Source organism: Pseudomonas sp. GD03903 (assembly GCF_029840045.1).
Lineage (GTDB): Bacteria > Pseudomonadota > Gammaproteobacteria > Pseudomonadales > Pseudomonadaceae > Pseudomonas > Pseudomonas pseudonitroreducens.
In genome coordinates this window covers 54,137-80,879 of the sequence record NZ_JAOCBT010000027.1, presented here as the reverse complement: position 1 = coordinate 80,879, position 26,743 = coordinate 54,137, and the positions used below count along the sequence as shown (strand labels likewise).

Annotated in this window: 28 protein-coding genes; 4 read left to right on the top strand and 24 right to left on the bottom strand. The window is 64.5% G+C overall.

All coding sequences use genetic code 11. The annotated features are described in order from the left end of the window. The first annotated feature begins 22 nt into the window (after window positions 1-22). Window positions 23-1,156, top strand: a complete 1,134-nt coding sequence (locus N5C91_RS28625) for an aminotransferase class V-fold PLP-dependent enzyme (protein WP_279833685.1) — start codon at window positions 23-25, stop codon at window positions 1,154-1,156. 264 nt (window positions 1,157-1,420) lie between these two features. Here N5C91_RS28625 and N5C91_RS28620 read toward each other — a convergent pair whose 3' ends face one another. The 13 genes from N5C91_RS28620 to N5C91_RS28560 form a co-directional block, all read right to left on the bottom strand. Then, on the bottom strand, window positions 1,421-2,197 hold the full coding sequence (locus tag N5C91_RS28620) for a TatD family hydrolase (protein WP_236170870.1): 777 nt from the start codon (window positions 2,195-2,197) through the stop codon (window positions 1,421-1,423). A gap of 86 nt (window positions 2,198-2,283) precedes the next feature. Then, window positions 2,284-2,640 (bottom strand): PilZ domain-containing protein, encoded by a 357-nt coding sequence (locus tag N5C91_RS28615; protein ID WP_009621447.1) that lies wholly within the window; start codon window positions 2,638-2,640, stop codon window positions 2,284-2,286. 36 nt (window positions 2,641-2,676) lie between these two features. Further along, window positions 2,677-3,663, bottom strand: coding sequence for a DNA polymerase III subunit delta' (locus N5C91_RS28610; RefSeq protein ID WP_279833683.1), 987 nt, complete (start codon window positions 3,661-3,663; stop codon window positions 2,677-2,679). Beyond that, entirely contained in the window at window positions 3,656-4,288 is a 633-nt protein-coding gene (gene tmk / locus N5C91_RS28605; RefSeq protein WP_236170872.1) for a dTMP kinase, read from the bottom strand. Before tmk ends, N5C91_RS28610 begins: the two co-directional genes overlap by 8 nt. Before the next feature lie 25 nt (window positions 4,289-4,313). After that, a complete protein-coding gene (gene mltG, locus N5C91_RS28600) occupies window positions 4,314-5,408 on the bottom strand; it encodes an endolytic transglycosylase MltG (RefSeq protein WP_279833705.1) in 1,095 nt (364 codons plus the stop codon). 6 nt (window positions 5,409-5,414) lie between these two features. Beyond that, window positions 5,415-6,230 (bottom strand): aminodeoxychorismate lyase, encoded by an 816-nt coding sequence (pabC, locus tag N5C91_RS28595; protein WP_279833681.1) that lies wholly within the window; start codon window positions 6,228-6,230, stop codon window positions 5,415-5,417. After that, window positions 6,230-7,474, bottom strand: a complete 1,245-nt coding sequence (fabF, locus tag N5C91_RS28590; RefSeq protein WP_236198622.1) for a beta-ketoacyl-ACP synthase II — start codon at window positions 7,472-7,474, stop codon at window positions 6,230-6,232. The genes pabC and fabF overlap by 1 nt, the downstream gene beginning before the upstream one ends. A 118-nt stretch (window positions 7,475-7,592) precedes the next feature. Then, on the bottom strand, window positions 7,593-7,829 hold the full coding sequence (acpP, locus tag N5C91_RS28585; protein ID WP_015477931.1) for an acyl carrier protein: 237 nt from the start codon (window positions 7,827-7,829) through the stop codon (window positions 7,593-7,595). 192 nt (window positions 7,830-8,021) lie between these two features. Continuing rightward, the gene (fabG, locus tag N5C91_RS28580; RefSeq protein WP_037014455.1) at window positions 8,022-8,765 is read right to left on the bottom strand and encodes a 3-oxoacyl-ACP reductase FabG; all 744 of its coding nucleotides are present in this window, start codon (window positions 8,763-8,765) and stop codon (window positions 8,022-8,024) included. Between the two features lie 14 nt (window positions 8,766-8,779). Further along, on the bottom strand, window positions 8,780-9,718 hold the full coding sequence (gene fabD / locus N5C91_RS28575; RefSeq protein WP_279833678.1) for an ACP S-malonyltransferase: 939 nt from the start codon (window positions 9,716-9,718) through the stop codon (window positions 8,780-8,782). Between the two features lie 102 nt (window positions 9,719-9,820). Next, window positions 9,821-10,828, bottom strand: a complete 1,008-nt coding sequence (gene plsX, locus N5C91_RS28570; protein ID WP_279833676.1) for a phosphate acyltransferase PlsX — start codon at window positions 10,826-10,828, stop codon at window positions 9,821-9,823. Window positions 10,829-10,831: 3 nt separating this feature from the next. Next, on the bottom strand, window positions 10,832-11,014 hold the full coding sequence (gene rpmF / locus N5C91_RS28565) for a 50S ribosomal protein L32 (protein WP_009621425.1): 183 nt from the start codon (window positions 11,012-11,014) through the stop codon (window positions 10,832-10,834). A gap of 13 nt (window positions 11,015-11,027) precedes the next feature. Beyond that, a complete protein-coding gene (locus N5C91_RS28560) occupies window positions 11,028-11,558 on the bottom strand; it encodes a YceD family protein (protein WP_236170876.1) in 531 nt (176 codons plus the stop codon). A gap of 112 nt (window positions 11,559-11,670) precedes the next feature. On the opposite strand from N5C91_RS28560, the gene N5C91_RS28555 reads away from it, so the two are divergent. After that, window positions 11,671-12,249: a nucleoside triphosphate pyrophosphatase gene (locus N5C91_RS28555; protein WP_236170877.1), complete on the top strand. Its 579-nt coding sequence runs from the start codon at window positions 11,671-11,673 to the stop codon at window positions 12,247-12,249. 83 nt (window positions 12,250-12,332) lie between these two features. Here N5C91_RS28555 and sppA read toward each other — a convergent pair whose 3' ends face one another. Genes sppA through rluC form a run of 3 tightly spaced genes read right to left on the bottom strand, consistent with a single transcriptional unit; the run spans window position 12,333 to window position 14,963 of the window. Beyond that, the gene (gene sppA / locus N5C91_RS28550; protein WP_279833673.1) at window positions 12,333-13,328 is read right to left on the bottom strand and encodes a signal peptide peptidase SppA; all 996 of its coding nucleotides are present in this window, start codon (window positions 13,326-13,328) and stop codon (window positions 12,333-12,335) included. Beyond that, entirely contained in the window at window positions 13,328-14,014 is a 687-nt protein-coding gene (locus tag N5C91_RS28545; RefSeq protein WP_236170879.1) for an HAD-IA family hydrolase, read from the bottom strand. The genes sppA and N5C91_RS28545 overlap by 1 nt, the downstream gene beginning before the upstream one ends. Then, on the bottom strand, window positions 14,007-14,963 hold the full coding sequence (gene rluC, locus N5C91_RS28540; RefSeq protein ID WP_236198616.1) for a 23S rRNA pseudouridine(955/2504/2580) synthase RluC: 957 nt from the start codon (window positions 14,961-14,963) through the stop codon (window positions 14,007-14,009). The genes N5C91_RS28545 and rluC overlap by 8 nt, the downstream gene beginning before the upstream one ends. A gap of 591 nt (window positions 14,964-15,554) precedes the next feature. Between rluC and rne the strand changes: the two genes are divergently transcribed. Further along, window positions 15,555-18,734: a ribonuclease E gene (gene rne / locus N5C91_RS28535; RefSeq protein ID WP_279833671.1), complete on the top strand. Its 3,180-nt coding sequence runs from the start codon at window positions 15,555-15,557 to the stop codon at window positions 18,732-18,734. A gap of 333 nt (window positions 18,735-19,067) precedes the next feature. Here the strand turns inward: rne and murB are convergent, their stop codons facing one another. From murB to N5C91_RS28495, 8 genes are all read right to left on the bottom strand, one after another. Continuing rightward, on the bottom strand, window positions 19,068-20,087 hold the full coding sequence (murB, locus tag N5C91_RS28530) for a UDP-N-acetylmuramate dehydrogenase (RefSeq protein WP_236198614.1): 1,020 nt from the start codon (window positions 20,085-20,087) through the stop codon (window positions 19,068-19,070). Further along, window positions 20,084-20,548 carry a low molecular weight protein-tyrosine-phosphatase gene (locus N5C91_RS28525; RefSeq protein ID WP_236198613.1) on the bottom strand — a complete coding sequence of 155 codons (465 nt, stop codon included), beginning with the start codon at window positions 20,546-20,548 and terminating at the stop codon, window positions 20,084-20,086. Before N5C91_RS28525 ends, murB begins: the two co-directional genes overlap by 4 nt. Beyond that, window positions 20,548-21,312 carry a 3-deoxy-manno-octulosonate cytidylyltransferase gene (kdsB, locus tag N5C91_RS28520; RefSeq protein WP_279833703.1) on the bottom strand — a complete coding sequence of 255 codons (765 nt, stop codon included), beginning with the start codon at window positions 21,310-21,312 and terminating at the stop codon, window positions 20,548-20,550. Before kdsB ends, N5C91_RS28525 begins: the two co-directional genes overlap by 1 nt. A 4-nt stretch (window positions 21,313-21,316) precedes the next feature. Beyond that, window positions 21,317-21,502, bottom strand: coding sequence for a Trm112 family protein (locus N5C91_RS28515; RefSeq protein WP_009621404.1), 186 nt, complete (start codon window positions 21,500-21,502; stop codon window positions 21,317-21,319). Window positions 21,503-21,568: 66 nt separating this feature from the next. After that, window positions 21,569-22,567 (bottom strand): tetraacyldisaccharide 4'-kinase, encoded by a 999-nt coding sequence (lpxK, locus tag N5C91_RS28510; protein WP_279833665.1) that lies wholly within the window; start codon window positions 22,565-22,567, stop codon window positions 21,569-21,571. Next, a complete protein-coding gene (locus N5C91_RS28505) occupies window positions 22,567-23,016 on the bottom strand; it encodes a biopolymer transporter ExbD (protein ID WP_045211644.1) in 450 nt (149 codons plus the stop codon). The genes lpxK and N5C91_RS28505 overlap by 1 nt, the downstream gene beginning before the upstream one ends. Beyond that, complete coding sequence (locus N5C91_RS28500; RefSeq protein WP_017519262.1) at window positions 23,013-23,648, bottom strand: MotA/TolQ/ExbB proton channel family protein; 636 nt, start codon at window positions 23,646-23,648, stop codon at window positions 23,013-23,015. The genes N5C91_RS28505 and N5C91_RS28500 overlap by 4 nt, the downstream gene beginning before the upstream one ends. A gap of 71 nt (window positions 23,649-23,719) precedes the next feature. Continuing rightward, window positions 23,720-25,930, bottom strand: coding sequence for a DNA internalization-related competence protein ComEC/Rec2 (locus N5C91_RS28495; protein WP_279833702.1), 2,211 nt, complete (start codon window positions 25,928-25,930; stop codon window positions 23,720-23,722). Between the two features lie 152 nt (window positions 25,931-26,082). Between N5C91_RS28495 and N5C91_RS28490 the strand changes: the two genes are divergently transcribed. Continuing rightward, complete coding sequence (locus tag N5C91_RS28490; RefSeq protein WP_236170886.1) at window positions 26,083-26,613, top strand: DUF2062 domain-containing protein; 531 nt, start codon at window positions 26,083-26,085, stop codon at window positions 26,611-26,613. Window positions 26,614-26,743 lie beyond the last annotated feature (130 nt).

Genomic DNA, 26,743 nt, shown 5'->3' with positions numbered 1-26,743 from the left:
CAAATTGCACGGATCATCCGACATGATTAGCTTTTCTTCCGAGTTTCCCCAACAAACCGGCCTGCGCTACCTGAACCACGCGGCAGTTGCCCCCTGGCCCCAACGAAGCGCAGACGCCGTCGCCGCGTTCGCCCGGGAGAACATCCTGCTGGGTGCGCGCGACTACCCGCAGTGGCTGACCGTCGAGAAGCGCCTGCGCGAGCGCCTGATGCGCCTGGTGAATGCCCAGACCACCGGTGACATCGCCCTGGTGAAGAACACCTCCGAGGCGCTGTCGTTCGTCGCCTTCGGCCTGGACTGGCGTGCCGGCGACCAGGTAGTGATCAGCGATCAGGAGTTCCCTTCCAACCGCATTGTCTGGGAAGCGTTGAAGCCACGCGGCGTGGAAGTCATCCAGGTGAGCCTGGACGGCGATGACCCGGAGGGTGCCCTGCTGGCCGCCTGCACCCCGCGCACGCGCCTGCTGTCGATCAGCGCCGTACAGTACGCCAGCGGACTGCGCATGGATCTGGAGCGCCTCGGCGCGGGATGCCGCCAGCGCGGCGTGCTGTATTGCATCGATGCCATCCAGCAACTGGGCGCCCTGCCCTTCGACGTCCAGGCCTACGACTGCGCCTTCGCCATGGCCGACGGCCACAAATGGATGCTCGGCCCGGAAGGCCTGGGCGTGTTCTATTGCCGCGCCGCCGAGCGCGAGCAACTGGCACTGCAGGAATACGGCTGGCACATGCTGGAGAACGCCGGCAACTACAACCTCGACGACTGGCAGCCTGCGCGCAGCGCCCGGCGTTTCGAGTGCGGCAGCCCGAACATGCTCGGGGCAGTGGCGCTGGACGCCAGCCTGAGCCTGCTGGAGGATGTTGGCATGGCGACGGTGGGCGAGCTGGTCCAGGCGCGCGTCCAGCAACTGCACGACGGCCTTGGCCGCATCAGCGGCGCTTCACTGCACAGCCCGCTGGACCCGGCCCGGCGCGCCGGCATCCTGACCTTCAGCCTGGCCGGCTGGGACAACACCCGCCTGCTGGAACGCCTGCGCGCCGAGCAGGTGGTGTGCATCCAGCGCGGCGCCGGCATCCGCTTCTCGCCGCACTTCTACACCAGCGAGGCGGTGATCGAGGAAACCCTGGGGTTGATCGGGGTTCTGGCGGGGCAATAAACCAGGCACGGCCGAGAAAGCTGCTCAGCGCAGTGTGATGTATTCCAAATCCGTTTAAAAAACACCCGGCCCCCTGTGGCAGCCGCGGCATCTTGACCAATACTTGTAGATACCGGTGCGCGGCATCTCCCCCCAAGTGCCCCGCCGGTGAAGGTACCGAGGATCGCGTACCTTATTGTTACACTCCTAATGGTCTTGACCCGGATTCATCCCCCAGAACCCGGGTTTTTTTTGCGCGTCATAAAAGTATCGGCGCCGGCGCAATCAACCTGCCAGCGGGAACAATCGACGGAAGTTGGCGGTGGTCTGCTCGGCGAGGGTCTCGAAACTCACGCCACGCAGTACCGCCAGATACTCGGCCACTTCGCGCACGTACTCGGGCAGGTTCGGCTTGCCGCGGTGAGGAACAGGGGCGAGATAGGGCGAATCGGTCTCCACCAGCAGGCGGTCAACGGGTACCTGACGCGCCACTTCGCGCAGCTGTTCGGCATTGCGGAAAGTGACGATGCCCGATAGCGAGATGTAGAAGCCGATATCCAGAGCCGCCTTGGCCATTTCCCAGTCTTCGGTGAAGCAGTGCAGTACGCCGGCCTGCGGCAGCGCCGCCTCGCGCAGCAGTGCCAGGGTATCGGCGCGGGCCTCGCGGGTATGCACGATGACCGGCTTGCCGGTGACCTGGGCGGCCTCCAGGTGCAGGCGGAAGGCTTCCTGCTGCAACTCGGCGGCTTCGGGCTCGTAGTGATAGTCCAGGCCGGTCTCGCCGATGGCCACCACACGCGGGTGGTTCAGCTCGCCCAGCAGCCAGTCCAGCGCCGGTGCGGCACCGGGCTCCAGATCCAGCGGATGGACGCCCACCGAGCAATGCACATCGGTGTAGCGCTCGGCCAGGTCCTTCACTGCCTTGGCATTGTCCGCACTCACGCCGATACACAGGAACTGGCTGACGCCACGCGCGCGGGCGGCGTCCAGCGCGGCATCCAGCGAGCCGTCGTGGGCGGCAAGATCGAGGCGATCGAGGTGGCAGTGGGAATCGACCAGCATGAAACGTTCTCCGGAAATGACGAAGCGCCCCTGGGGGCGCTTCGTGTTTGCAACCTGTATGGCCTGCCATTCTCGCATGGCATGGGCTACATGGTATGGGTCGGGCGGTCCGACTTCAGCGCGCCGGCGAGGTAGGTCTCGATCTTGTTGCGCGCGGTATTGTCGCCATCGTTGAACTGCACGCCGATACCGGCGGCGCGGTTGCCCTGGGCGCCCTTGGGCGTGATCCAGACCACCTTGCCGGCGACCGGGATCTTCTCCGGCTCATCCATCAGGTTGAGCAGCATGAAGACCTCATCGCCCAGCTTGTAGGTCTTGTTGGTCGGAATGAACAGCCCACCGTTGCGGATGAACGGCATGTAGGCGGCATACAGCACGGATTTGTCCTTGATGGTCAGGGACAGGATTCCGTTACGCGGACCCAGATTTGGTGGCAAGCTCATTCAGCTGTCCTGGCAGATTTTTCCGATGGCCGGATTCTAGCCCGGCCCGGGGAGACTTGCCCACTGTACGAGCAAGGCTTCGAGAAGCAAGGCACGGTTGAGGTTGGCTTTATTGAGGGCTTTCTGCCGTTGCAGCAGCAACCAGTCCTGCATTGCCAGCACCTTGGGCTGTGTCGATTTCTCGGCGAGATACTGCACGACCTTGCGCATGTCGGTCAGGCCCAGCCCTTCTTCATCGCGAGCCAGTTGGTAGCGCAGGATCAACAGGGACCAGTCGCAGAACCAGTCGAACAGTAATGGCAAAGGTACAGCATTCCAGCTTTCGGCCAGCTGACCTGGCGCAACCTGCTGCTTGAGCAGCTTCTTCACCCCTTCAACCACCTGTGCGCGTTGCTCGCGTACGCCTTGGCCGTGCAGCCGCAGCGCAGTGAGCGGCGAGCCGCCAGCCAGCACCAGCAGCTCGCCCAACGCCTCCACCGACTCGTCCGGCAGAGAGCCCGCCAGCCACGCTCGAGCCTGCTCGGCAGATGGCTGCGGGCAGGCCTGCTGTACGCAGCGGCTCTTGATGGTCGGCAATAATCGGCTGGGCTGGTGGCTGATCAGCAGCAGTACAGTATCGCCGGACGGCTCCTCAAGGCTTTTCAGCAACGCGTTGGCGGCATTCAGGTTCATCGCCTCGGCCGGTTCCAGCAACACCACTTTGCGCCCACCCAACTGCGCGGTTTGCACCACGAAACCCACCAGTTCACGGACCTGGTCGACGCGAATGGGCTTTTCCGCCTCCTGCGGCTCCAGCAGGAAGTAATCCGGGTGGGTGCCGGCCGCGAGCAGCAGGCACGCCTTGCACTGCCCACATGCCTTGCCGCCTTCGGGACGTTGGCAGAGCAGCAGGTGCACGAGGTTCTCGGCCAGCACACGCTTGCCGATACCGGCCGGGCCATGCAGCAGGTAGGCATGAGCATGCCGTGGACGACCGCTGAGCTGCTGCCAGAGGCCCTGCTGCCAGGGATAGATGTCAGCCATTCAGGCGCTCCAGCAGGGTCGGCAACAGTCCGTCCAGATCACGCTGTACCTCGGCCAGCGACTGCGCGGCATCAAGGATGTGATAGCGCGTCGGCTCGGCTCGGGCGCGCCCCAGGTAGGTATTGCGCACCGCCTCGAAGAAGTCGCGACCTTCCTGCTCGAAGCGGTCCAGCCGGCCACGGGCGGCCGCGCGGGACAGGCCGATTTCCACCGGCAGGTCGAAGACCAGGGTCAGGTCGGGGCGCAGGCCGCCCTGGACAAAGCTTTCCAGTTGCGCGATGCGCTCCACCGGCAGGCCACGGCCGCCGCCCTGGTAGGCGTAGGTGGCGTCCGTGAAACGATCGCAGAGCACGACGGCGCCACGCTCCAGGGCCGGGCGGATTACCTCGGCGATATGCTGCGCACGGGCAGCGAAGACCAGCAGCAGTTCGGTATCCACCGCCATCTTTTCGTCGCTGGGGTCCAGCAGCAGCTCGCGGATGCGCTCTGCCAGCGGCGTGCCACCGGGCTCACGGGTCAGCTGGACTTCGATGCCGCGCTCGCGCAGGCGCTCGGCCAGGTACTCGCGGTTGGTGCTCTTGCCCGCGCCTTCGGGGCCTTCCAGGGTGATGAACAGGCCGGTCACTCGGCTCACTCCTTGTGTTGTCGGGCTACTGCGCCGCAGGCGTCTCTGCGGCGGGAGTGTCTGCGTCCGGCGACTGCGCCGGCTGCGGCACGGGCGCCGGGCTGGAACGGTAGTCGGCGCGACGCTTGATCTGGAACTCCTGGACGGCCTTGTTGTGGTCGTCGAGGTTGTCGGAGAAGGTATGGCTGCCATCGCCGCGGGCGACGAAGTACAGGCTCTGCCCCGCCACCGGGTTGAGCGCTGCATGGATCGCTTCGCGGCCGGGCAGCGCAATAGGCGTCGGCGGCAGGCCGGCAACCACGTAGGTGTTGTAGGGCGTTGGCGCGCGCAGGTCGGCGCGGGTGATCTTGCCGGCGTAACGCTCGCCCATGCCGTAGATGACGGTCGGGTCGGTCTGCAGCAGCATGTTCTTCTGCAGGCGACGCACAAAGACGCCGGCGATCTGGCCGCGCTCCTGGGGCACGCCGGTTTCCTTCTCCACCAGCGAAGCCATGATCAGCGCCTGGTAGGAATCCTTGTAGGGCAGGTCTTCGCTGCGCTTGCCCCACTCTTCGGCAAGGATGCTATCCATGCGCTGATAGGCGTGCTTGAGGATATCGACATCCTTGCTGCCGCGGACGAAGCGGTAGGTATCGGGGAAGAAGCGCCCTTCGGGGAATACCCCGGGCTTGCCCAGCCTGGCCATGACCTCGGCGTCGCTGAGGCCGCTCAGGGTCTGCTCCAGCTTGGGCTGGCGGGCGAGCAGCTCGCGCACCTGGTGGAAGTTCCAGCCCTCGACCAGGGTCAAGCCGTACTGCACGACATCACCCTCTCGCCACAGGTCGAGCAACTGAGCAGCGGTCATGCCGGGCGTCAGGCGGTATTCACCACTGTGCAACGCCTCGCCGGCCAGGTTGAAGCGCCAGTACAGGCGCAGCCAGAAACCACCGTGCAGGACTTCTTCGTCCTCCAGGCGGGTCAGCAGGCGACCGGGGGTGGCACCGCTGGGAGCATCGAGCAGACGCTCCTCGGTGAGCTGGAGCGGTTGCTGCAGCGCGCGCTGCTGCTCCCAGGCCGCCAGGCCCAGCACAAGCCCGGCCAGCAGCAGGCCGCCTTCCAGCAGCACCAGCAATTTGCGCATCACGTATCAGGAATCCAGAAGTTCGCGGAGTTGGCCCTGCAGTTTACGGGTCAGCGCCCCGACCGGCCAAGCGAACTCGGCCACACCGCGCACCGGCCAGATACCGTAGAGACTGTTGCAGAGAAAGACCTCATCGGCGCGCGCCAGTTCGCTGTACTCGATGTCGCCGACGATAACCGGCAACCCCAGGTCGCGCGCGCGCTCGAGAATCTCCGCGCGCATTACGCCAGCAACGCCGCAGCGGCTGAGCTCGGCGGTGATCAGCTCACCCTGGCGGACCAGGAACAGGTTGCTGAACACGCCTTCGACGATGCGCCCGGAAACATCGCGTATCAAACCTTCGGCGAATGCCGGATCGCTCCATTCGGCGCGAGCCAGGACCTGCTCCAGGCGATTGAGGTGCTTGAGGCCGGCCAGCAGGGGCTGCTCGGCCAGGCGGGTGGCGCAGGAGAAGAGCCTTACGCCCTCCTCCCGGTTCTTCGCCGGGTAAGCCGGCGCGGGCGAGGCCAGCAACAGTCGACGCACCTGGGCGTCGGCCTGTGGCGCGTAGCCGCGCGCGCCTTCGCCGCGGGTCAGCATCAGCTTGGCGACACCATCACCGAGCAGGGCGGAGAAACGCAGGACTTCATCTTCGACGAGATCGAGCGAGACCGGCAGGGACAGGCGCCTGACGCCCTCTTCCAGCCTTGCCCGATGGCGCGCCAGCAGGCGCGGACGGCCTGCGGACACGCGAATGGTCTCGAACAGCCCGTCGCCGTAGGCCAGTCCGCGATCACGCGCGGACAGTACCTCGGCGCTCTGGCCGTCGATCCAGCTCAGCATCAGCCGTGGAACCGGCGGAACACCAGGGAACCGTTGGTGCCACCGAAGCCGAAGGAGTTGGACAGGGCCACCTCGATCGGACGCTCCTTGGCCTGGTGGGCGACCAGGTCGAGGTCGCAGCCTTCGCTGGGGTTGTCCAGGTTGATGGTCGGCGGGGCAACCTGATCACGCAACGCAAGCACGCAGAAGATCGCCTCGACCGCACCGGCAGCACCCAGCAGGTGGCCGGTCATGGACTTGGTCGAGCTCATCGACAGCTGGTAGGCGTGGTCGCCGAAGATGGATTTCACCGCGGCGATTTCCGCGATGTCGCCGGCCGGCGTCGAGGTGCCATGGGCGTTGATGTAGTCGACCTGCTCGGGGTTCAGCCCGGCATCGCGCAGCGCGGCTTTCATGCAGCGGGCAGCACCGGCGCCATCTTCTGGCGGAGCGGTCATGTGGAAGGCGTCACCGCTCATGCCGAAGCCGACGACCTCAGCATAGATACGCGCGCCACGAGCCTTGGCGTGCTCCAGCTCTTCCAGTACCAGCGCGCCTGCGCCGTCGGAAAGCACGAAACCGTCGCGGTCCTGGTCCCACGGACGGCTGGCCTTGGTCGGCTCGTCGTTGCGGGTGGACAGCGCGCGAGCGGCGCCGAAGCCGCCCAGGCCAAGACCACAGGCCGCCATTTCGGAGCCACCGGCAACCATCACGTCAGCGTCGCCGTAGGCGATGTTGCGTGCGGCCATGCCGATGTTGTGGGTGCCGGTGGTGCAGGCGGTGGTGATGGCGTAGTTGGGGCCCTGCAGACCGAGGTTGATCGACAGGAACCCGGAAACCATGTTGATGACCGAGCCAGGGACAAAGAACGGCGAGATGCGCCGCGGGCCCTGCTCGAACAGCGAACGACAGGTGTTTTCGATGTTGGTCAGACCGCCGATGCCCGAACCGATGGCAACGCCGATGCGCTCCCGGTTGGCGTCGGTGACTTCCAGGCCGGAATCGCGCACCGCCTGGTAGCTGGCAGCCAGGCCGTACTGGATGAACAGGTCGAGTTTGCGAGCTTCCTTGGCGGACATGTATTGCTCGACGTCGAACCCTTTCACCGAGCCGCCGAAACGGGTGGCAAAGGCGGACAGGTCCATGTGTTCGATCGGGGCGATACCGCTGCGCCCGGCGAGAATGCCTTCCCAACTGCTCGGCACATCCACACCCAGGGGCGACAACATTCCCATGCCAGTGATGACTACGCGTCTACGCGACACTGTGACTTCCTCTCATGTGTTTCACGGCAATAACGCCGGCTGATGCCGGCGTTAAAGAAAAGCCGCACGCCTTTGCAGGCCGTGCGGCTTCTTTCGTCGGGGAACCGACGACTACGTCTTATGCCTGGTGGGCAACGATGTAGTCGATGGCTTCCTGAACGGTGGTGATCTTTTCGGCTTGCTCGTCGGGGATTTCGGTCTCGAATTCCTCTTCCAGAGCCATCACCAGCTCAACGGTGTCAAGGGAGTCGGCGCCCAGGTCTTCGACGAAGGAAGCGCTGTTGGTAACCTCTTCTTCCTTAACGCCGAGTTGCTCAGCAACGATCTTCTTGACGCGTTCTTCGATGGTGCTCATACCTTGTTTTCACTCCTATGGACAATCCGTACAGCTGGGCTGCGGGTAAGTGTATAGAAAGGGTTTTCTGCATTTCAAGCTGAACGCTGACGCCCCTTCCCGGCAATCCAGATGCTCTGTCTATTCCAGCGTCACGACGCTTGGAGAATTTTAGACAGCGCATATGACATCGCCACGAAGGAACTCGTCACATCAGCTCATGTACATTCCGCCATTCACCGGTACCGTGGCACCCGTTACATAAGCTGCGCCCTCGGAAGCGAGGAATGCTACCACTTTGGCGATCTCTTCGGCTTGTCCCAGTCGACCCAGCGGAATCTGGCCGAGCAGTGCTTCACGCTGGGCTTCGGGCAACTCACGAGTCATGTCGGTGTCGATGAAGCCCGGAGCAACCGCGTTGACAGTGATAGCACGGGAACCGACTTCGCGCGCCAGGGCGCGGGTGAAGCCTTCCAGGCCGGCCTTGGCGGCCGCGTAGTTGGTCTGCCCGGCATTGCCCATGGCGCCCACGACGGAGCCGATATTGATAATGCGACCCCAGCGCGCCTTGGTCATGCCGCGCAGGACGGCTTTCGACAGACGGTAGAGGCTGTTGAGGTTGGTGTTGACCACATCGAACCACTCATCGTCTTTCATGCGCATCAGCAGGTTATCGCGGGTGATGCCTGCGTTATTGACGACGATGGCCGGGGCGCCGGATTCTTTCTGGATGGCTTCGACAACAGCGGTCACGGACTCGTCGTTGGACACGTCCAGGACCATACCCGAACCCTGGATGCCATTTTCCTTGAGGTACTCGGAAATCTTCTGTGCGCCGGATTCGCTGGTGGCAGTGCCGACCACGGTGGCGCCCATACGGCCCAGTTCCAGTGCGATGGCCTGGCCAATACCACGGCTCGCGCCGGTAACCAGGGCAACCTTGCCTTGCAGACTCATGCCTTATCTCCTGTTCAAGCCAGAGCCGCGCGGGCCGCGCCGAAGGCGTCCGCGGAATCCAGGTTGTGGGTGGTCACGCCCTTGGCGCAACGCTTGTTCAAACCAGCCAGCACCTTGCCCGGACCGCATTCGACCAGGTCGGTGACGCCTTTCTCGGCCAGCAACTGGACGCTCTCGACCCAACGGACCGGGCTGTACAGCTGCGCCAACAGGTCGCGCTTGAGCGCAGCCAGATCAGCCGGAACCTGGGCCGTGACGTTCTGCACCAGGGCGATCTGCGGCATCTGCCAGTGAACGGCTTCGACAGCCTCGGCAAAGCGCTCGGCAGCCGGGCGCATCAACTCGCAGTGCGACGGCACGCTGACCGGCAGTGCGACAGCGCGCTTGGCGCCGCGAGCCTTGCACGCCTCGATGGCGCGCTCGACGGCCTTGGCCGCCCCCGCGATCACGACCTGACCAGGGGCGTTGAAATTCACGGCACTGACCACTTCACCCTGGGCAGCTTCGGCGCAGGCTGCGAGCACATCAGCGTCTTCCAGACCGAGAATGGCGGCCATGCCGCCGGTGCCGGCAGGAACGGCCTCCTGCATCAATTGGCCACGGCGCTCGACCAGCCTCACCGCGTCGGTGAAGGCCAGGCTGCCCGCGGCAACCAGCGCGGAGTACTCACCCAGGCTGTGCCCGGCAACATACGCCGGCTGCACGCCACCTTCGGCCTGCCACAGACGCCACAGGGCGATGGAAGCGGTGAGGATGGCGGGCTGGGTCTTGTCGGTCTGATTCAGGCGCTCTTCGGGGCCTTCCTGTACCAGGGCCCAGAGGTCATAACCCAAAGCAGCGGAAGCTTCGGCAAAGGTATCGCGCACAATGGCGTGCTGGGCACCCAACTCGGCAAGCATGCCGAGCGACTGCGAACCTTGGCCGGGGAATACGAAGGCGAGGGATGCGGACATTGCAACAGGTCCCTTTTGTCTGTGTCGTCAAATGGATAACGCCGGCGAGAGCCTGGCGCACTGAACTGACAGTTGGATGACGGTCTGACGACCGCGGTCACATTAGAGCAGATGTTCCAGGCGACCATGCAGCCGCTGGGGCAGATTCTCGCGAACTTCAAGCAGCGCCCGGCGCAAGGCGCTCTGGATGCCCTCTTCTTTCGCACTGCCGTGACTCTTCACCACGATGCCCTGCAAACCCAGGAAACTCGCACCATTGTGCTGCGAAGGCGTAAGGTCGCCGCGCAGGCGGCGCAGGAAAGGCATCGCCATCAGCCCGACGGCCTTGGCCGGCAGACTGGAGTTGAACAGCTCTTCGAGCCGAGCCGCGACCATCGCAGCCAAACCCTCGCTGGACTTGAGCAGGATGTTGCCGACGAAGCCGTCGCAAACCACCACATCAGCCAGCCCGCGATACAGGCCATCACCTTCTATGTAGCCGATGTAGTTCACCCCTTGCGCCTGCTGCAGAAGACTGGCGGCAAGCTTCACCTGCTGATTGCCCTTGATGTCTTCCGTGCCGACGTTCAGCAGTGCGACCCTGGGATTCTGCTTGCCCAGCGCCTCGGCAGCGACAGCACCCATCACCGCGAACTGGTAGAGATGCTCGGCACTGCAGTCGACATTGGCCCCAAGGTCGAGCAGATGGCAATGGCCGGTTTGCGTCGGCACGGCAGTCACCATCGCCGGACGATCGATGCCAGGCAAGGTCTTGAGCAGGTAGCGCGACAGCGCCATCAACGCACCGGTGTTGCCGGCACTGACACACGCATGGGCCTTGCCATCCCGAACCAGTTCGAGGGCAACACGCATGGAGGAGTCGGGCTTGCCACGCAACGCCTGTGACGGACGCTCGTCCATCGTGACGATTTCGCTGGCGTGATGGATATGAAGACGCTGGCGCTCGGCCGAGGACAGGCCGCGCAGGTGTTCTTCTATCAGAGGAGCTTGGCCGACGAGGACCAGCTGGAGGGAAGCATACTCGGCCAGAAAGGAAATGCAGGCCGGAACAATGCAGTGGGGACCGTAGTCCCCACCCATTGCATCAATCGCGATGATTGGTGCGGACAAAGATTACTCGTCAGAGCCTTTGTCTACGACCTTGCGGCCGCGATAGAAACCGTCCGGGGAGACGTGGTGGCGCAGGTGAACTTCACCGGTGCTCTTTTCCACGGACAGAGCGTTCGCGTCCAGGGCATCGTGCGAACGACGCATGTCACGAGCGGAACGGGATTTTTTGTTCTGCTGAACAGCCATGATTGATTAACTCCTAAACGTTTGGGTCACGCTTCAACTGCGCCAGTACGCTGAACGGATTGGGCCGCTCTTCGACGTTCTCGCTCGGTTCGGGCGCTGTAGCGTATCCCACCGGCTGCTGGCAATCCTCAGGATCATGGACCGGCACGATGGGCAAGGCGAGCAGCAACTCGTCCTCGGCCAGCGAGGTCAGGTCGATGGGGTCATCCCCCACCTCCAATGCATCGTAGCCACTGGGCAGATCATCGATCGACTTGCCTTCCGGGATGATGACGTAATCGTACTCACCACCCACATGGAAGTTGGCCGGCTCGAGACAGCGCTGGCATACCATGCTCACCTCGGCGTCGAGTTCGACGTGCATGACCGCCAGCTTCTGCTCATCACGGAAGAAGGAAAACTTCGCGTGAATCTTGCCATCACTGCTGGTCAGTTGCTCGTTGAGACGTGGCATCTTGGCGATCGGCAGCTCACCTTCGAGGGTGGCGGCGCGCTCTACCAATTTGCGCGGATCAACGTGAGGTGGTATCGGTCCATTCAACATAAGCGCGCCATTATAGGGATGCACCCGAAGCTGTCAAAGGAAATTAGCCATAAACCGCTGTATGGACAGCCCTTTTCGCTAGAATCGCGGCGACGCCCCGAAGGAATTATCCATGTTACCCCTGATCCTTGCTTCCAGCTCGCCTTACCGCCGCGAACTGCTGCAGCGCCTGCGCCTGCCGTTCGAATGTGCCAGCCCCGACATCGACGAAACAGCCCTGCCCGGCGAAGACGCCGAGCAACTGGTGCGCCGACTGGCGCAAAGCAAAGCGCACGCCCTCGCCCAGCGCTACCCCGCACACCTGATCATCGGCTCGGACCAGGCCGCAGTGAATGGCAGCCGGATTCTCGGCAAACCGCACGATATCGAGCGCGCCACCGCACAACTGAAGGACGCCAGCGGCAGGAGCGTCAGCTTCCTCACCGGCCTCTGCCTGCTGAACAGCCAGAGCGGCCAGGCCCAGGTCGCCTGCGTGCCGTTTACCGTGCATTTTCGCGAACTCGACGAAGCACGCATCCGCCGCTACCTCGAAGCCGAACAGCCCTTCGACTGCGCCGGCAGCTTCAAGGCCGAAGGCCTGGGCGTCAGCCTGTTCCGCGCCACCGAAGGCGAAGACGCCACCAGCCTGATCGGCCTGCCGCTGATTCGCCTGGTGGACATGCTGCTTGCCGAACAGGTACCCGTACCCTGAAAAAAAAGGCCTGACCCGCAAGGCCGAAACGAAAAGGCCCGGCAATCGCCGGGCCTTTTCCTTCCTTATATAAGGAAGAGCATTCAGCGCAGCGCCGGCCCCTGGAAGCCCATCCACATTGCCAGGCGCTCGGCGACACTGGCGCCCAGCTTCTTGGTAAAGCGATCGAAGGCGGTTTCCTGGACGGTGTAGTCCACGATCTCCTTCTCCTTGATGATCTCGCGCGCCACGTAGCTGGAGCTACCCAGACCATCGATCAAACCCAGTTGCAGCGCCTGCTCGCCAGACCAGATCAGACCAGAGAACAGCTCCGGATGATCCTTGTCCTTCAGGCGGTCACCGCGGCCCTTCTTCACCACATCGATGAACTGCTTGTGAGTGGTGTCCAGCACCTGCTGCCAGAAGGCGGTTTCATCCGCCTTCTGCGGCTGGAAGGGATCGAGGAACGCCTTGTGCTCGCCCGAGGTATAGATGCGACGATCCACGCCCAGCTTCTCCATGGTGCCGACGAAGCCGAAAGTCGCCGCCGTCACACCGATGGAGCCCACCAGGCTGGCCTTGTCGGCGTAGATCTCGTCGGCCGCACTGGCGATGTAGTAGGCACCAGAAGCCCCCAGATCACTGATGACCGCGTAGACCTTGATATCCGGATGCTCACCGCGCAACCGCTTGATTTCATCGTAGATATAGCCGGACTGTACCGGGCTTCCGCCCGGGCTATTGATACGCAGGACGATACCCTTGGTGCCGGCATCCTCGAACGCGGAACGCAGCGCACCGACGATATTGTCGGCACTGGCCGCCTCGTTGTCGGCGATCATTCCCTTCACCTCGATCAGCGCCGTATGGCTGGCGCTGCGCGACGCGGACTTGGACAAGCCACTGAAGGGACTGAACAGCGCGAGCGCACCGAACAGATAAACGAAGGTCAGCAACTTGAAGAAGATGCCCCAGCGCCGCGACCGGCGCTGCTCCTGGACGCCGGCCAGCACAGCCTTCTCCAGCAGCTTCCAGCTCTTGTCGTCGCTCGCCGCGGTTTGTGCAGCCTTGCTATCGTCCGCCTTCCATTCATCCGACATCAGTTGCCTACCTCGAGCACTGGTTTGACCGAACGCCCGGCGAGCCAGGCGCGCAATTCATTGAAATGATTCACTTCCAGCGCCGGAGCATACTCCCGAAGGATCTCCAGCGACTGAGCACCATAGCCCACCGCCACCGAATCCATGCCAGCGCGGCGCGCCATCTCCAGATCGAAGGGCGAATCGCCCACCATCAGCGCATCACCAGCATCAACCCGGCAATGCTCGAGAATCTCATGCAGCATGCGTGGATCCGGCTTGCTCGCCGACTCATCGGCAGCACGGGTGATATCGAAGAAGTCCGTCCAGCCCTGCCCCGCCAGCACGCGATCCAGGCCACGGCGATTCTTCCCGGTGGCGACCGCCAACTGGTAGCCCGCATCGCGAAATTCGAGCATGGCCTCGGCAACACCAGGGAACAGCGGAGAAGGTTGCACTTCCAGGCTCAGATAGTGATTGCCGTAATCAAGACGGAAGCGATCCAGCGGCTCGCCTTCCTCTACCTCCGGATACAGCGTCTGGATGGCCTCCGGCAACCCCAGACCAATGATTCCCTTGATCGCCTCCTCGCTGCGTTCGGGCAGAGCGGAATTGACCGCCGCGACGCGCATCGCCTCGACGATACGGCCGATGGAATCCACCAGCGTGCCATCCCAATCGAAGATCAGCAGGGAATACTCACGCATCCAGGCGCTCCACGGTACGCAGCCAGATATCGTCCACCGGCGCCTCCAACTCAAGCACCGAACCATCAGGCATCGGCACCCGCAGGAACGCGGAATGCAGGAACAGGCGCTTGCCGCCCAGCTCGCGGATTTCGCGGGAGAAATCCTCGTCGCCGTACTTGGGATCGCCCGCAATGGAGTGGCCAGCATGCTTGGCATGCACACGGATCTGGTGAGTACGACCAGTAATCGGGCGCGCCTCCACCAATGTGGCAAAGTCACCGAAACGTCGCAGCACCTTGAACTCGGTCAGCGCTTCCTTGCCCTCGGGATTCACTTCCACCACGCGCTCACCGGAGCGCAGATTGTTCTTCAGCAGCGGCACGGCGATCTGCTTCTTCGCCGCCGGCCAGTTGCCGCGCACCAGAGCGTGGTAGCGCTTATCCACAATACGCTCGCCGCGCAGGGCGTCGTGAAGGTGACGCAACATGCTGCGCTTCTTGGCGATCATCAGCAGGCCGGACGTATCACGGTCTAGGCGATGCACCAGCTCCAGGTCCTTGCACTCAGGGCGCAACTGACGGAAGGCTTCGATGACCCCGTAGTTCAGCCCGCTACCACCGTGCACGGCGATACCGGTGGGCTTGTTCACCACGATCAGCGCCTTGTCCTCGAAGACGATGGCGGCCTCCAGGCGCTCCAGCAGCCCCTGGGCCAGCGGCACCGGCTCATCACGCTCGGCCAGGCGCAACGGCGGCACGCGCACCACGTCGCCAGCCTGCAGCTTGTACTCGGGCTTGATGCGCCCCTTGTTTACCCGCACTTCACCCTTGCGCAGGATGCGGTAGATCAGCGTCTTGGGCACGCCCTTGAGCTGAGTGCGGAGGAAATTGTCGATTCGTTGGCCGGCATACTCCGGCGCGACCTCAAGCAGCTGAACGCCGGAAGTCGGAGGGGCGGGATTTGTCATCCGGATATAATAACAATTTTTCATTCAATTGAAGCACTTAATCATTGCTGCTATATTCGGGAGGCCGCCAAAAGTGGCCAGGCCTGCGGATGATCGCGTAATCGCCATCCCCAACCGCCTGCAAACACATTGAAAGGACACCAGGCAGTCCCCGGAAGCGTTGCAACGGCCCGAGCGATTCTCGCGCCGACAGCGCCTCGAAACCCAGGCCTTGAGACATGACCACGGCAGCCAAGGTCGCCGTGATAAAAGCCAACCCCGCTCCCGGATTCAGCGAGTGGCACCCGGCTCTTAAGGAAATGTGCAGGGCGGAGATGCACAACTGTCGGATTGCGTTGCGTTCATGCCTTGAACGCCTGCCTTGAACGTAGACGCACTATATCGTCCGCATCTGACAGTCGATTCCTCCTCCTGATGAGTGCTTGTTCTTACACAACAGGCAGGAAACGTAGTCGCGGCACAGCAGATTTATCCTGCTGCCGCTGGACACGGGAATGGTCCGCCGTTCCTGAGTACGTGCCTTAGCACCGACCGTGAGAGTCGTGTGTGCCGATCGCCGTTTCCGGTGGCCCCGGAAACCATTGGTACTACATGAAAAGAATGCTGATCAACGCAACTCAACCCGAAGAGTTGCGTGTAGCGCTGGTAGACGGCCAACGCCTGTTCGACCTGGACATCGAGTCCGGTGCGCGTGAACAGAAGAAGGCCAACATCTACAAAGGCCGTATCACCCGCATCGAGCCGAGCCTCGAGGCCGCATTCGTCGACTTCGGCGCCGAACGCCACGGCTTCCTCCCCCTCAAAGAAATCTCCCGCGAATACTTCAAGAAGAATCCTGAAGGCCGCATCAACATCAAGGACGTCCTGAGCGAAGGCCAGGAAGTCATCGTCCAGGTCGAGAAAGAAGAGCGTGGCAACAAGGGCGCCGCCCTGACCACCTTCATCAGCCTCGCCGGTCGTTACCTGGTACTCATGCCCAACAACCCGCGCGCCGGTGGCATCTCCCGCCGCATCGAGGGTGAAGAGCGCAACGAACTGCGTGAAGCCCTGAACGGCCTGACCGTTCCCGGCGACATGGGCCTGATCGTCCGCACCGCCGGCCTGGGCCGCAGCTCCGAAGAGCTGCAATGGGACCTGGACTACCTGCTGCAACTGTGGGGCGCCATCAAGGAAGCCTCCGGAGAGCGCAGCGGTCCGTTCCTGATCTACCAGGAAAGCAACGTCATCATCCGCGCCATCCGCGACTACCTGCGCCAGGACATCGGCGAAGTGCTGATCGACAGCCTCGACGCCCAGGAAGAAGCCCTCAACTTCATCCAGCAGGTCATGCCGCAGTACGCGAGCAAGGTGAAGCTGTACCAGGACAGCGTTCCGCTGTTCAACCGCTTCCAGATCGAGAGCCAGATCGAAACCGCCTTCCAGCGTGAAGTGAAGCTGCCGTCGGGCGGCTCCATCGTCATCGATCCGACCGAAGCCCTGGTGTCCATCGACATCAACTCGGCGCGCGCCACCAAAGGCGGCGACATCGAGGAAACGGCCCTGCAGACCAACCTGGAAGCGGCCGAGGAAATCGCCCGCCAGCTGCGCCTGCGCGACATCGGCGGCCTGATCGTCATCGACTTCATCGACATGACCCCAGCGAAAAACCAGCGCGCCGTGGAAGAACGCGTCCGCGAAGCCCTGGAAGCCGACCGTGCACGCGTGCAGGTTGGCCGTATCTCGCGCTTCGGCCTGCTGGAAATGTCCCGTCAGCGCCTGCGTCCGTCCCTGGGCGAGACCAGCGGCATCGTCTGCCCGCGCTGCAACGGCCAAGGCATTATCCGTGACGTCGAATCGCTGTCCCTGGCCATCCTGCGCCTGATCGAGGAAGAAGCCCTGAAGGACCGCACCGCCGAAGTTCGTGCGCGCGTGCCGTTCCAGGTTGCCGCCTTCCTGCTCAACGAGAAGCGCAACGCCATTACCAAGATCGAGCTGCGCACCCGCGCACGCATCTTCATCCTGCCGGACGACCACCTGGAAACTCCGCACTTTGAAGTTCAGCGCCTGCGCGACGACAACCCCGAACTGCTGTCCGGCCATGCCAGCTACGAGATGGCGCCGGAAGAGCACGAGGAAGTCCAGCCGGTCAGCGCCACCCGCACCCTGGTTCGCCAGGAAGCCGCCGTGAAGACCGTTTCCCCGCAGACGCCCGCTCCGCAGCAGGTAGCTGCCGAAGCACCGGTCGCCGAAGCCGCCAAGCCAATGCCCGAGCCGAGCCTGTTCCAGGGCCTGGTGAAGTCGCTGGTCAGCCTGTTCGCCGGCAGCAAGCCTGAGCAGGCCCCGGTTGCCGCCGCTACCAAGCCGGCCACCGAGCGCAGCGAAAGCCAGGGCGAGCGCCGCAATGGCCGCCAGCAGAACCGTCGCCGCGACGGTCGTGACGGCGGTCGCCGTGATGACGAACGCAAAGAACGCGGTCGTCGCGACGAGCGTGGCGAGCGCACCGAGCGCCCGGCCCGCGAAGAGCGTCAACCGCGTGAAGACCGCGCCGAGCGTCAGCCGCGTGAAGAGCGCCAGCCCCGCGAAGAGCGTGCCGAGCGTCAACCGCGCGAGGAACGCCAGCCGCGTGAAGAGCGCGCCGAACGTCAGCCCCGCGAAGAGCGCCAGCCGCGTGAAGAACGCGCCGAGCGCCAACCGCGCGAGGAGCGTCAGCCCCGCGAAGAGCGCGGCGAACGTGCCGAGCGTCAACCGCGTGAAGAACGCCAGCCGCGCGAAGAGCGTCAACCGCGCGGTGAGCGTGGCGAGCGCGCCGAGCGTCAGCCCCGTGAAGAGCGTCAACCGCGTGAAGACCGTCAGGCTCGCGACGCTGCCGCCCTTGAGGCCGAAGAGCTGCCGAACGAGGAACTGCTGGAGCAACAGGATGACGAAGGCTCGGACGACGAGCGTCCGCGTCGCCGCTCCCGTGGCCAGCGCCGCCGCAGCAACCGCCGCGAGCGCCAGCGTGAAGCCGGCGTGGATGGTGTTGAAGGTGAAGTGACGGGCGCCGAAGGCACCGAGCAGGTTGCTTCCGACACTCCGTCGCCCGCCGCCATGGTCGCTGCCGCCGCTACCGCCGTTGCCGTAGCCGAAGCTGCTGGCGAGCAGGAGCAACCGGCCGCCGAAGCCCAGGTCGAGACCGTTGCGGTCGAGTCCGGCGTCGTCGAGGCCGTTCGCACCGAGAGCGCCCTGGAGCAGACCATCGAGTTCCTGGCCAAGCCCAGCGAACAGGCTGTCGAGCCGGTCGAGACCGTTGAAGTGGTGGCTACCGAACCGACCATTGCCGAAGAAGCGCCGACCCCGGCAGCTGAAGCCGTGATCGAAGCCGTCGCCCAACTGGTCGAAGAGCCCAAGGCAGAAGCTCCGGCTGCTGCCGAAGAAGCCCCGGCTGCTGCTCCGGCGCCTGCCGAAGAGGCAACCCCGGCCGTTCCAGCCAACGCTACTGGCCGTGCTTCCAACGACCCGCGCGAACGCCGCCGTCAGGAGCGCCTGGCCCGCGAAGCCGCCGCTGCTGCAGCTGCCGCACCGCAGGTCGAGCAGGCTCCGACTGTCGAAGCGGTAATCGAGGAAGCTGCCGTCGTCGAAGCTGAAGTCGTGGCCGAACCCGCTGCCGACGTCACTGCCGAGACCGTTGCGGCCGAAGCGGTGAATGAAGCCGAAGCCCAATCCGTGGAGCAGGCCGAGCCGGCTGCCGAACAGGTTGAAGGCGATAAGGCCGAGGAAGAAGCAGGCACCGTGGTTGAGAAACACCACAGCTGATAGCTTCCGAGCATGAAAAAGGGGATGCCTGGGCATCCCCTTTTTTTTGTGCCGGAGGCAGGTTCGCGAGCAAGCTCGCTCCTACAGCGGTGCCTCACACTCATCCTCGAACGAAACTGCTCTTCGTAGGAGCGAGCTTGCTCGCGACCCCCTTGATGCGGTGCTCGCCAGAAATCGATCGCGGACAGAGTCCGCTCCTACGCTCAGTCCGAATCCGCAGCTCGGAGCACACTGCGAACAAGCTCGCTCCTACAAAACGCCGCCCTCTCTTGCGCTGGGGAACAGGCACAAAAAAGGGATGCCGAAGCATCCCTTTTTCCATCTGAAGCCACCTCAGTAGAGATTCGGCTCCATCTCCAGCTCCACACCAAAGCGCTGCCGGATGTCATCCCGGATACGCAGCGCCAGGTCATGCAACTGCGACCCGGTAGCGCCGCCGTAGTTGACCAGGACCAACGCCTGCTGCGCGTGGACGCCAGCAGCACCTTCGCGGAAGCCCTTCCAGCCCGCCTTGTCGATCAGCCAGCCAGCCGCCAGCTTGCTCTGGCCATCACCCTGCGGGTAGGCCACCAGGTCGCTGTAGCGCTGACGCAGAGCTACTGCCTGATCCGCGGAGACCACCGGATTCTTGAAGAAGCTGCCGGCATTGCCCAGCACGGCAGGGTCCGGGAGCTTTTCGCGGCGAATCGTGCTGATCACTCGCGACACGTCAGCCGGCGTCGGCGCAGTAACGCCCTCGTCGGCCAGGCGCTGACGCACCGGCCCGTAGTCCAGGTGCAATTTCGCCGCACGACTCAGAGCGAAGCGCACCCGCAGAATCAGCCAGCGGCCCGGCTCGCGCTTGAAGCGGCTTTCACGGTAGGCGAATGCACAATCCTCCAGGCCGAACTCGCACAGCTCGCCGCCCTGGCGATCCAGCGCGGTCAGGCCGACGAACACGTCCTTGATCTCGACACCATAGGCACCGATGTTCTGCATCGGCGCAGCACCCACGGTGCCGGGGATCAGACTGAGATTTTCCAGCCCGCCAAAACCCTGGGACAGGGTCCAGCGCACGAAGTCGTTCCAGACTTCCCCTGCCTCGGCCTCGACCACCACATGCTCGCCATCGTCGTCGAGGACACGGATGCCGCGAGAAGCCATGCGCAGCACCAGCGCATCGATATCACGGGTCAGCAACAGGTTGCTGCCGCCACCGACGACCATCAATGACAAACCTTTCTCGGCGGCAACCGCGATACTGGCGCGCACCTCGTCATCGTCATGGGCCTGGGCGAACCAGCGCGCAGCGACGTCGACACCAAAGGTATTGTAGGGCTTGAGGGAAACGTGTTCTTGCAGTTGCAGCGTCACAGGCGCCTCTTCACTTCCATGAGCAGCCCGTCGCAGGCCCGCTCCACCAGATCCAGCACCTGCTCGAAGCCATCCTCGCCGCCGTAGTACGGGTCGGGTACTTCATCCATTGCGCCTTCGTAGCGGCGCAGGAACAAATCCACATCAGCCTTGCCGCTGCCGGCCTGCAGGCGTTTCAGATCACGCAGGTTGGCATTGTCCATGGCCAGGACCAGGTCGTAGCGGGCGAAGTCCGCGACGCAGACCTGCCGCGCCCGCAGGCCGGACAGGTCATAGCCGCGGCGCAGCGCGGCGGCGCGAGTACGCGCGTCCGGCGCCTTGCCGACATGCCAGTCACCAGTGCCGGCCGAGTCGATCTCCACCCGATCCTCAAGGCCCGCTTCAAGGACCTTGTGGCGGAACACGCCCTCGGCAGTGGGAGAACGACAGATATTGCCCAGGCAGACGAACAGGACCTTCATCAGGCCCCCAGGATGCGCCGCACGCGCTCCAGGTCTTCCTGGGTATCGACGCCGGCCTGCGGCGCTTCCAGGGCGTCGGCCACATGGATGCGCACGCCGTGCCAGAGTGCGCGCAGCTGCTCCAGGCATTCGGTGTCTTCCAGCCAGCACGGGCCCCAGGCCACGAAGTCACGCAGGAAGCGTGCGCGGTAAGCGTAGATGCCGATGTGCCGGCGATATGGCACGTTCGCCGGCAGGCTGTCGCGATCAACCGCGAAAGCATCACGCGCCCACGGCAGCGTGGCACGACTGAAGGTCAGGGCCAGGCCATTCTTGTCGCTGACCACCTTGACGATGTTCGGATTGAACAGCGCCGCCGGATCGTGAATTTCCTCACAGAGCGTGGCGATCCCCGCCTCCGGATGCGCCGCCAGGTTGGCGGCCACCTGGTCGATGATCGACGGCGGCACCAGCGGCTCGTCGCCCTGTACGTTGACCACGATGGCGTCGTCGGCCAGGCCCAGTGCGTCAGCCACTTCCGCCAGGCGGTCGGTGCCGGAGTTATGCTCGGCGCGGGTCAGTACCACCTGAGCGCCAAAGCCCTGGCAGGCATCGACGATGCGCGCATCGTCGGTGGCGACCACCACCTGGGTGGCAGAGCTCTTGCCGGCCTGCGCCCAGACGTGCTGGATCATCGGCTTGCCGACGATGTCCTGCAGCGGCTTGCCGGGCAGGCGGGTGGAGGCATAGCGGGCGGGAATGACGACGGTATAGGCCTGGCTCATGGCGTCATTTATCCAGACGTTCGTCGACATTCAGGGTTCGCGCCTCGCCTTCGAGCATCACCGGGATACCGTCGCGCACCGGGTAGGCCAGGCCGTCCGCCTTGCAGATCAGCTCCGACTTGTCGTCGGTGAGCTTGAGCGGGCCCTTGCACAGCGGACAGGCGAGGATATCGAGGAGTTTCGGGTCCATGGTGCATTCCTTGAACATGAAAGAGTGAAAGGATCGAAAGCAGGCGGCACAGAGGCGACGGCTGACTCAGCGGGCGACCAGGCGCTCTAGCTGGGCGTCGAACCAGGCAACGAAGGCCGGCGACGGCTGCGCTTCGACAGCGAGGTACCACCAGTCGGGCGCGGCGAAGGACCGGCACTTCACCGCATCCTTCTCGGTCATGACCAGCGGCAGTTCCGGCGTGAAGCGCAGCTGCTCGGCGGTAAAGGCCGCATGGTCGGGGAAGGGATGCGGAATCGGCCGCCAGTTTAGCGCCTCGAGCGTTGCGAAGAAACGCTGCGGGTTGCCGATCCCGGCCAGGGCATGCAGCGACTGACCGGCGGGAAAATGCTCGACGCCACGGCGTTCGCCGCTGGCCAGGTTGATCAGGGCAGATGGTCGCAGGGCGAAGGCGAAGGCTCCCGGCGGATCGCCAGGCGCGCCGTTGTGCAGCACCGCATCGACTTCTGCCAGCCGCTCGGCGGGTTCGCGCAGCGGCCCGGCAGGCAGGCAGCGACCGTTGCCCAGGCCTCGCGCCGCATCGATCAGCACCAGTTCCAGGTCGCGAGCCAGACGATAGTGCTGCAGACCATCATCGCAGAGGATCAGGTCCAGTGGCTCTTCGGCCAGCAGTGCGCGCACAGCGCTGGAGCGGTCCGGGTCGATCATCAGCGGCACGCCGCAACGGCGCACGATCATCAGTGGCTCGTCGCCCGCCTCCGCTGCCGACTGCTCGGCACGCACGCGCCAGGGCGTCTGCGGTGGCTTGGCGCCGTAGCCGCGACTGACCACGCCGACCTTCAGCCCGCGGGCGCGGCAGTGCTCGATCAGCCAGAGGATCATCGGGGTCTTGCCAGTACCACCGACGGTGATATTGCCGACCACAATGATCGGCACCGGCGCGCGGTAGGCCGGCTTGGCGCCGGAAAGGAAGTCCTGCCGGCGGGCCTGGGCGACTCGTCGGTAGAGCAGTTCGAGGGGCCTGAGCAGGGCAAGGGCCGGGTGGCCCTTGTACCAGGCATCGAGCAGGCGATCGGAGAGCGCCATCAGGGGGTCTTCTTGTCCGCCCGGGACTCGATGGTGGTGATGCGCAGGTGAGTGAAGCCCAGCTTGCCGGCGGCATCCATCGCGGTGACCACGGACTGGTAGTCCACCTTGCCATCAGCGGTGATCACCACCGGCAGGCTGTTGTCGCCGGCGGATTCACGCTGCATGGCGTTCATCAGGTTTTCCAGGTCGTCGCGCGCCAGGCTCTGGCCGTTGAGCGCGTAGTGACCTTCGAGGCTGATGGAGATTTCCAGCTGCTTGATCTCGGTGGCTTCGGGCGGCGTGCCGCTGACCGCCTCGGGCAGTTCGACCTTGAGCTGCGACGGCTTGGTGAACGAGGTGGCGACCACGAAGAACAGCAGCAGCACGAAAATCACGTCGATCAGCGACGCCAGGTTGATGAAGACGTCCTCGCGGGCCGCTCCGCCCGCTCTGCGGCGGAATTTCACGCTTTGCCTTCCTCGACGAAATCGACTTCGCGGTCGCCCTGGGTCACTTCCACCAGCTTGATGGCTTCCTGCTCCATGGCGATGACCAGTTCATCGACGCGGCGCAGCAGGTAGCGATGGAAGAACACTGCAGGGATCGCCACGATCAGGCCGGCCGCGGTGGTGATCAGGGCCTTGGAGATACCGCCGGCGAGCATCGGCGCATTGGCCATGCCGTCGCCCATGAAGGCGCTGAAGATCTGGATCATGCCGAACACGGTGCCCAGCAGCCCGAGCAGAGGCGCCATGGCGGCGATGGTGCCCAGGGCGTTGAGGTAGCGCTCCAGCTCGTGGATCACGCGGGACGCGGCTTCCTCGATGCACTCCTTCATGATCTCGCGACCGTGCTTGGAGTTGGCCAGGCCAGCGGCGAGGATTTCACCCAGCGGGGAAGATGCGCGCAGGTCCTTGAGGGCCTGGCTGTTCATCTTCTTGTCCTTGATCTGCTTCCATACCTGGCCGAGCAGCTGCGGCGGAGCCACACGGCTCAAGCGCAGGGTCCAGAGACGTTCAGCGACGATCGCCATGGCAGCGACGGAGCTCAGCAAGATCGGCAGCATCATCCAGCCGCCAGCTTTGACCAGTTCCCACACAGTGGTGAATCCCCTGAAAAAAAGTGGCGCCACTCTAGCACAGGGGCCGTGACGAGCCGACCGCCCAGGGCTCAATTTTCCTGCCAGAAATGTGCGCCTTCCCGCACTCCCCGGAGCTCGCCGTGGGTGCCGAGCATCAAGGTCAGCGCCCCCTGCTCGGCGGTATCCTGAATCCGCATGCCCTGCGCGCGGAAGCGCTCGACGACCGATGGATGCGGATGGCCGTAGGGGTTGTTGGCGCCGCGGGAGATGATCGCCGTGGACGCCCGGATGGCTCGCAGGAAGGCCGACCCGGAAGAGCTGCGGCTGCCGTGGTGGCCGGCCAGCAACCAGTCGATGCGCTCATTCGGATGCTCGGCCAGCCAGGCCAGCTCGGCAGCTTGCGGCAGGTCACCGGTGAGCAGGATGCGTTCGTCGTTGGCTTCGATCTCCAGCGCGCAGGAGCGATCGTTGCTCTCCCTGGCGCCCGCCCATGCCCAACTCGACAGACGAACTCCATCGATAGCCCAGTTCTCGACGCCACAGGGCCCTGCCTGCAACTCGGGCGCCAGTCTTTCCGGCTCACCGCTGATGACCCGTGCCGGCCGCAGGGCTCGCCTGACTGCCAAGGCGCCGCCGGCATGGTCATTGTCCGCATGACTGAGCATCAACATGTCCAGACGACCGATGCCCAGGCTCCGCAGCGTCGGCACCACGACGCGCTCACCGATATCAAAGTCGCCATTGCGCGCACCGGTGTCGTAGAGCCAGGCCTGGCTGCGTGTGCGGATCAGTACCGAAAGACCCTGGCCCACGTCCAGCACGCGGATCTCAGCCTGCCCCGGCGCTGGCAGCGGGATTTTCGGCCAGAATACCGGCAGGAACAGCGCCAGGCCCAGGGCGCGTAATGGCAGCCCTGCCGGTGCGAGCAACAGGAGCGCGCCCAGCATTGCCAGCGCCACCGCCCAGACCGGTGCCGCCAGCGGCTGCCAGGCCGGCGCCAGCTCGGCCATCCAGCCCAGCAGGCGGAACAGCACCTCCAGCAGGCCGCCCGATACCCAGAGCAGGGCTTCGCCCAACCACGGAATGCCCAGCGCCAGACTCCCCAGCAGAGCCAGTGGCACCACAACCAGCTCCACCCAGGGTACCGCCAGCAGATTGGCAACCACGCCGGAAACACTCAACGGCAGGCCGAGGGCAATGGACGCAGGCAACAACCCGACCGCCATCAGCCACTGCGCGCGCAGCCAGGTGCGCCACGCGGTCCAGCGTCCCAGGCGCCCCGAAAAGCCGAAAATGAGCAGCGCCACCGCTGCGTAGGACAGCCAGAAGCCCGGCAACAGCACCACCAGCGGCTCGACCAGCAGCACCGCCAGCAAGGCTCCGCACAAGGGCGCCCACAGGCCCCGGTAGCGGTAGCGCAAGCGCCACAGCAGGACGATGGACACCATGATGCAGGCGCGTTGCAGCGGCACATCGAAACCCGCCATCAGGCTGTAGGCCCAGGCGCCGGCAGCGGCCAGCAGGCAGGCGCTGGGCAGCCAGGGCAGACGCGCGGGCCAGCAGCCGTAGCGGGCCAACCCGGCGACCAGCGCATAGAGCAGGCCGGCAAGCAGTGAGATGTGCGAGCCGGAAATCACCATCAGGTGCAGGGTTCCGGTGTCCTGCAGGATTTGCCAGTCAGCCGTGGTCAGCCCGGAGGCATCGCCCAGCACCAGGGCGGCGAGCGCCCCGGAGCGGCCATGGGCATCCACCGCCAGCAGGCGTTGTCGCCAGGCCTCGCGCCAGGCGCTCGGGCCGCTGGACGTTTCCAGGCGCTGCCCGTCCTTGACGCTGCCGGTGGCACCGATCCGCTGGGCGGTAAGCCAGGCCTCGTAGTCGAAGCCCGCGCCGTTGACCATGCCGTGGGGGCGCTTGAGCTTCACTGCCAGCCGCCAGCGCTCGCCGCCTTCCACCGGCGGCCCGCCAAACCAGGACAGGCGCAGCGTGGCGGGGACCGTTGCGCGTGGGCTGGAAACCTCGGCGAGCACGAAGCGAACCGACGCCCCCGAGTTATCCGGAAGCCCCTCTACCCTGCCCTCCAGCCACAGCGTGCGGCCGTCCAGTTCCGGCGCCAGACGGTCGTCCAATGCCCACTGCGCCGACTGGCAGGACCAGGCGAAGCCCAGCAGGAACAGCCCGATGAAATAGCCGCGGGTAAACAGCAGAGGCAGCGCGAATGCAGACAGAAGCAGCAGCACCCAGCCCGGAGGGAGCACCGGCATCCAGCGCATCACCAGCAGCCCGAGTGCCAGCGCGAACATCCCGGTACGAGGCAAAGGACTCCTCCCTGATGCCCCGCGGAACCGCCGATCCGATTGGCCTGCGGCAGTTACACACGGACATAGTTGGCAACGAATGACTGTCACCTAGCTAGGCATAATGGGCCGTCGTCCGTCTGCCAGAGATTTCCTTCATGCCGCGCCGAATCTTCAAGCGCTACATGCCGGATCCGGAGAGCATCAGGAACCACAAGGGCCTGCGCTTTCTCGGACCGCTGATCCAGTCGCCCAACCTCTGGCACCTGAATCGCCGCTCCGTGTCCCGCGCCATGGGCATGGGGCTGTTCGCCGCGTTCATCCCGATCCCGCTGCAGATGCTGCTGGCCGCCTCGCTGGCGGTCTGGGTGCGAGCCAACCTGCCGATCTCGGTGGGGCTGGTCTGGCTGACCAACCCGATCACCATGCCGCCGGTTTTCTACTGCACCTACAAGATGGGCGCCTGGGTCATGGGCATCCCGGCGCGCGCCCTGCCCGAGCACCTGACCTGGGAATGGATCAGCGGCGAGTTGTCGCTGCTCTGGCAGCCCTTCCTGCTGGGCTCGGTGATCTGCGGCATCCTGGTCGGTATCCTCGGCTACCTGCTCACCGAGGGGTACTGGCGCTGGTGGATCGGCCGCAGCTGGCGGCGGCGCCGGGCGCTGCGCAACCTCCAGGACGGAATTTGAAGGTACCAGCGTAGGAGCGGGCTCCGTCCGCGATTGCTTCACCACCGCTCCGGCCAGCCTGGGAGCGAGTCCAACCCATCGCGGACGGAGTCCGCTCCTACACAAAAACCCAGCCCTCGATTGCAGATAC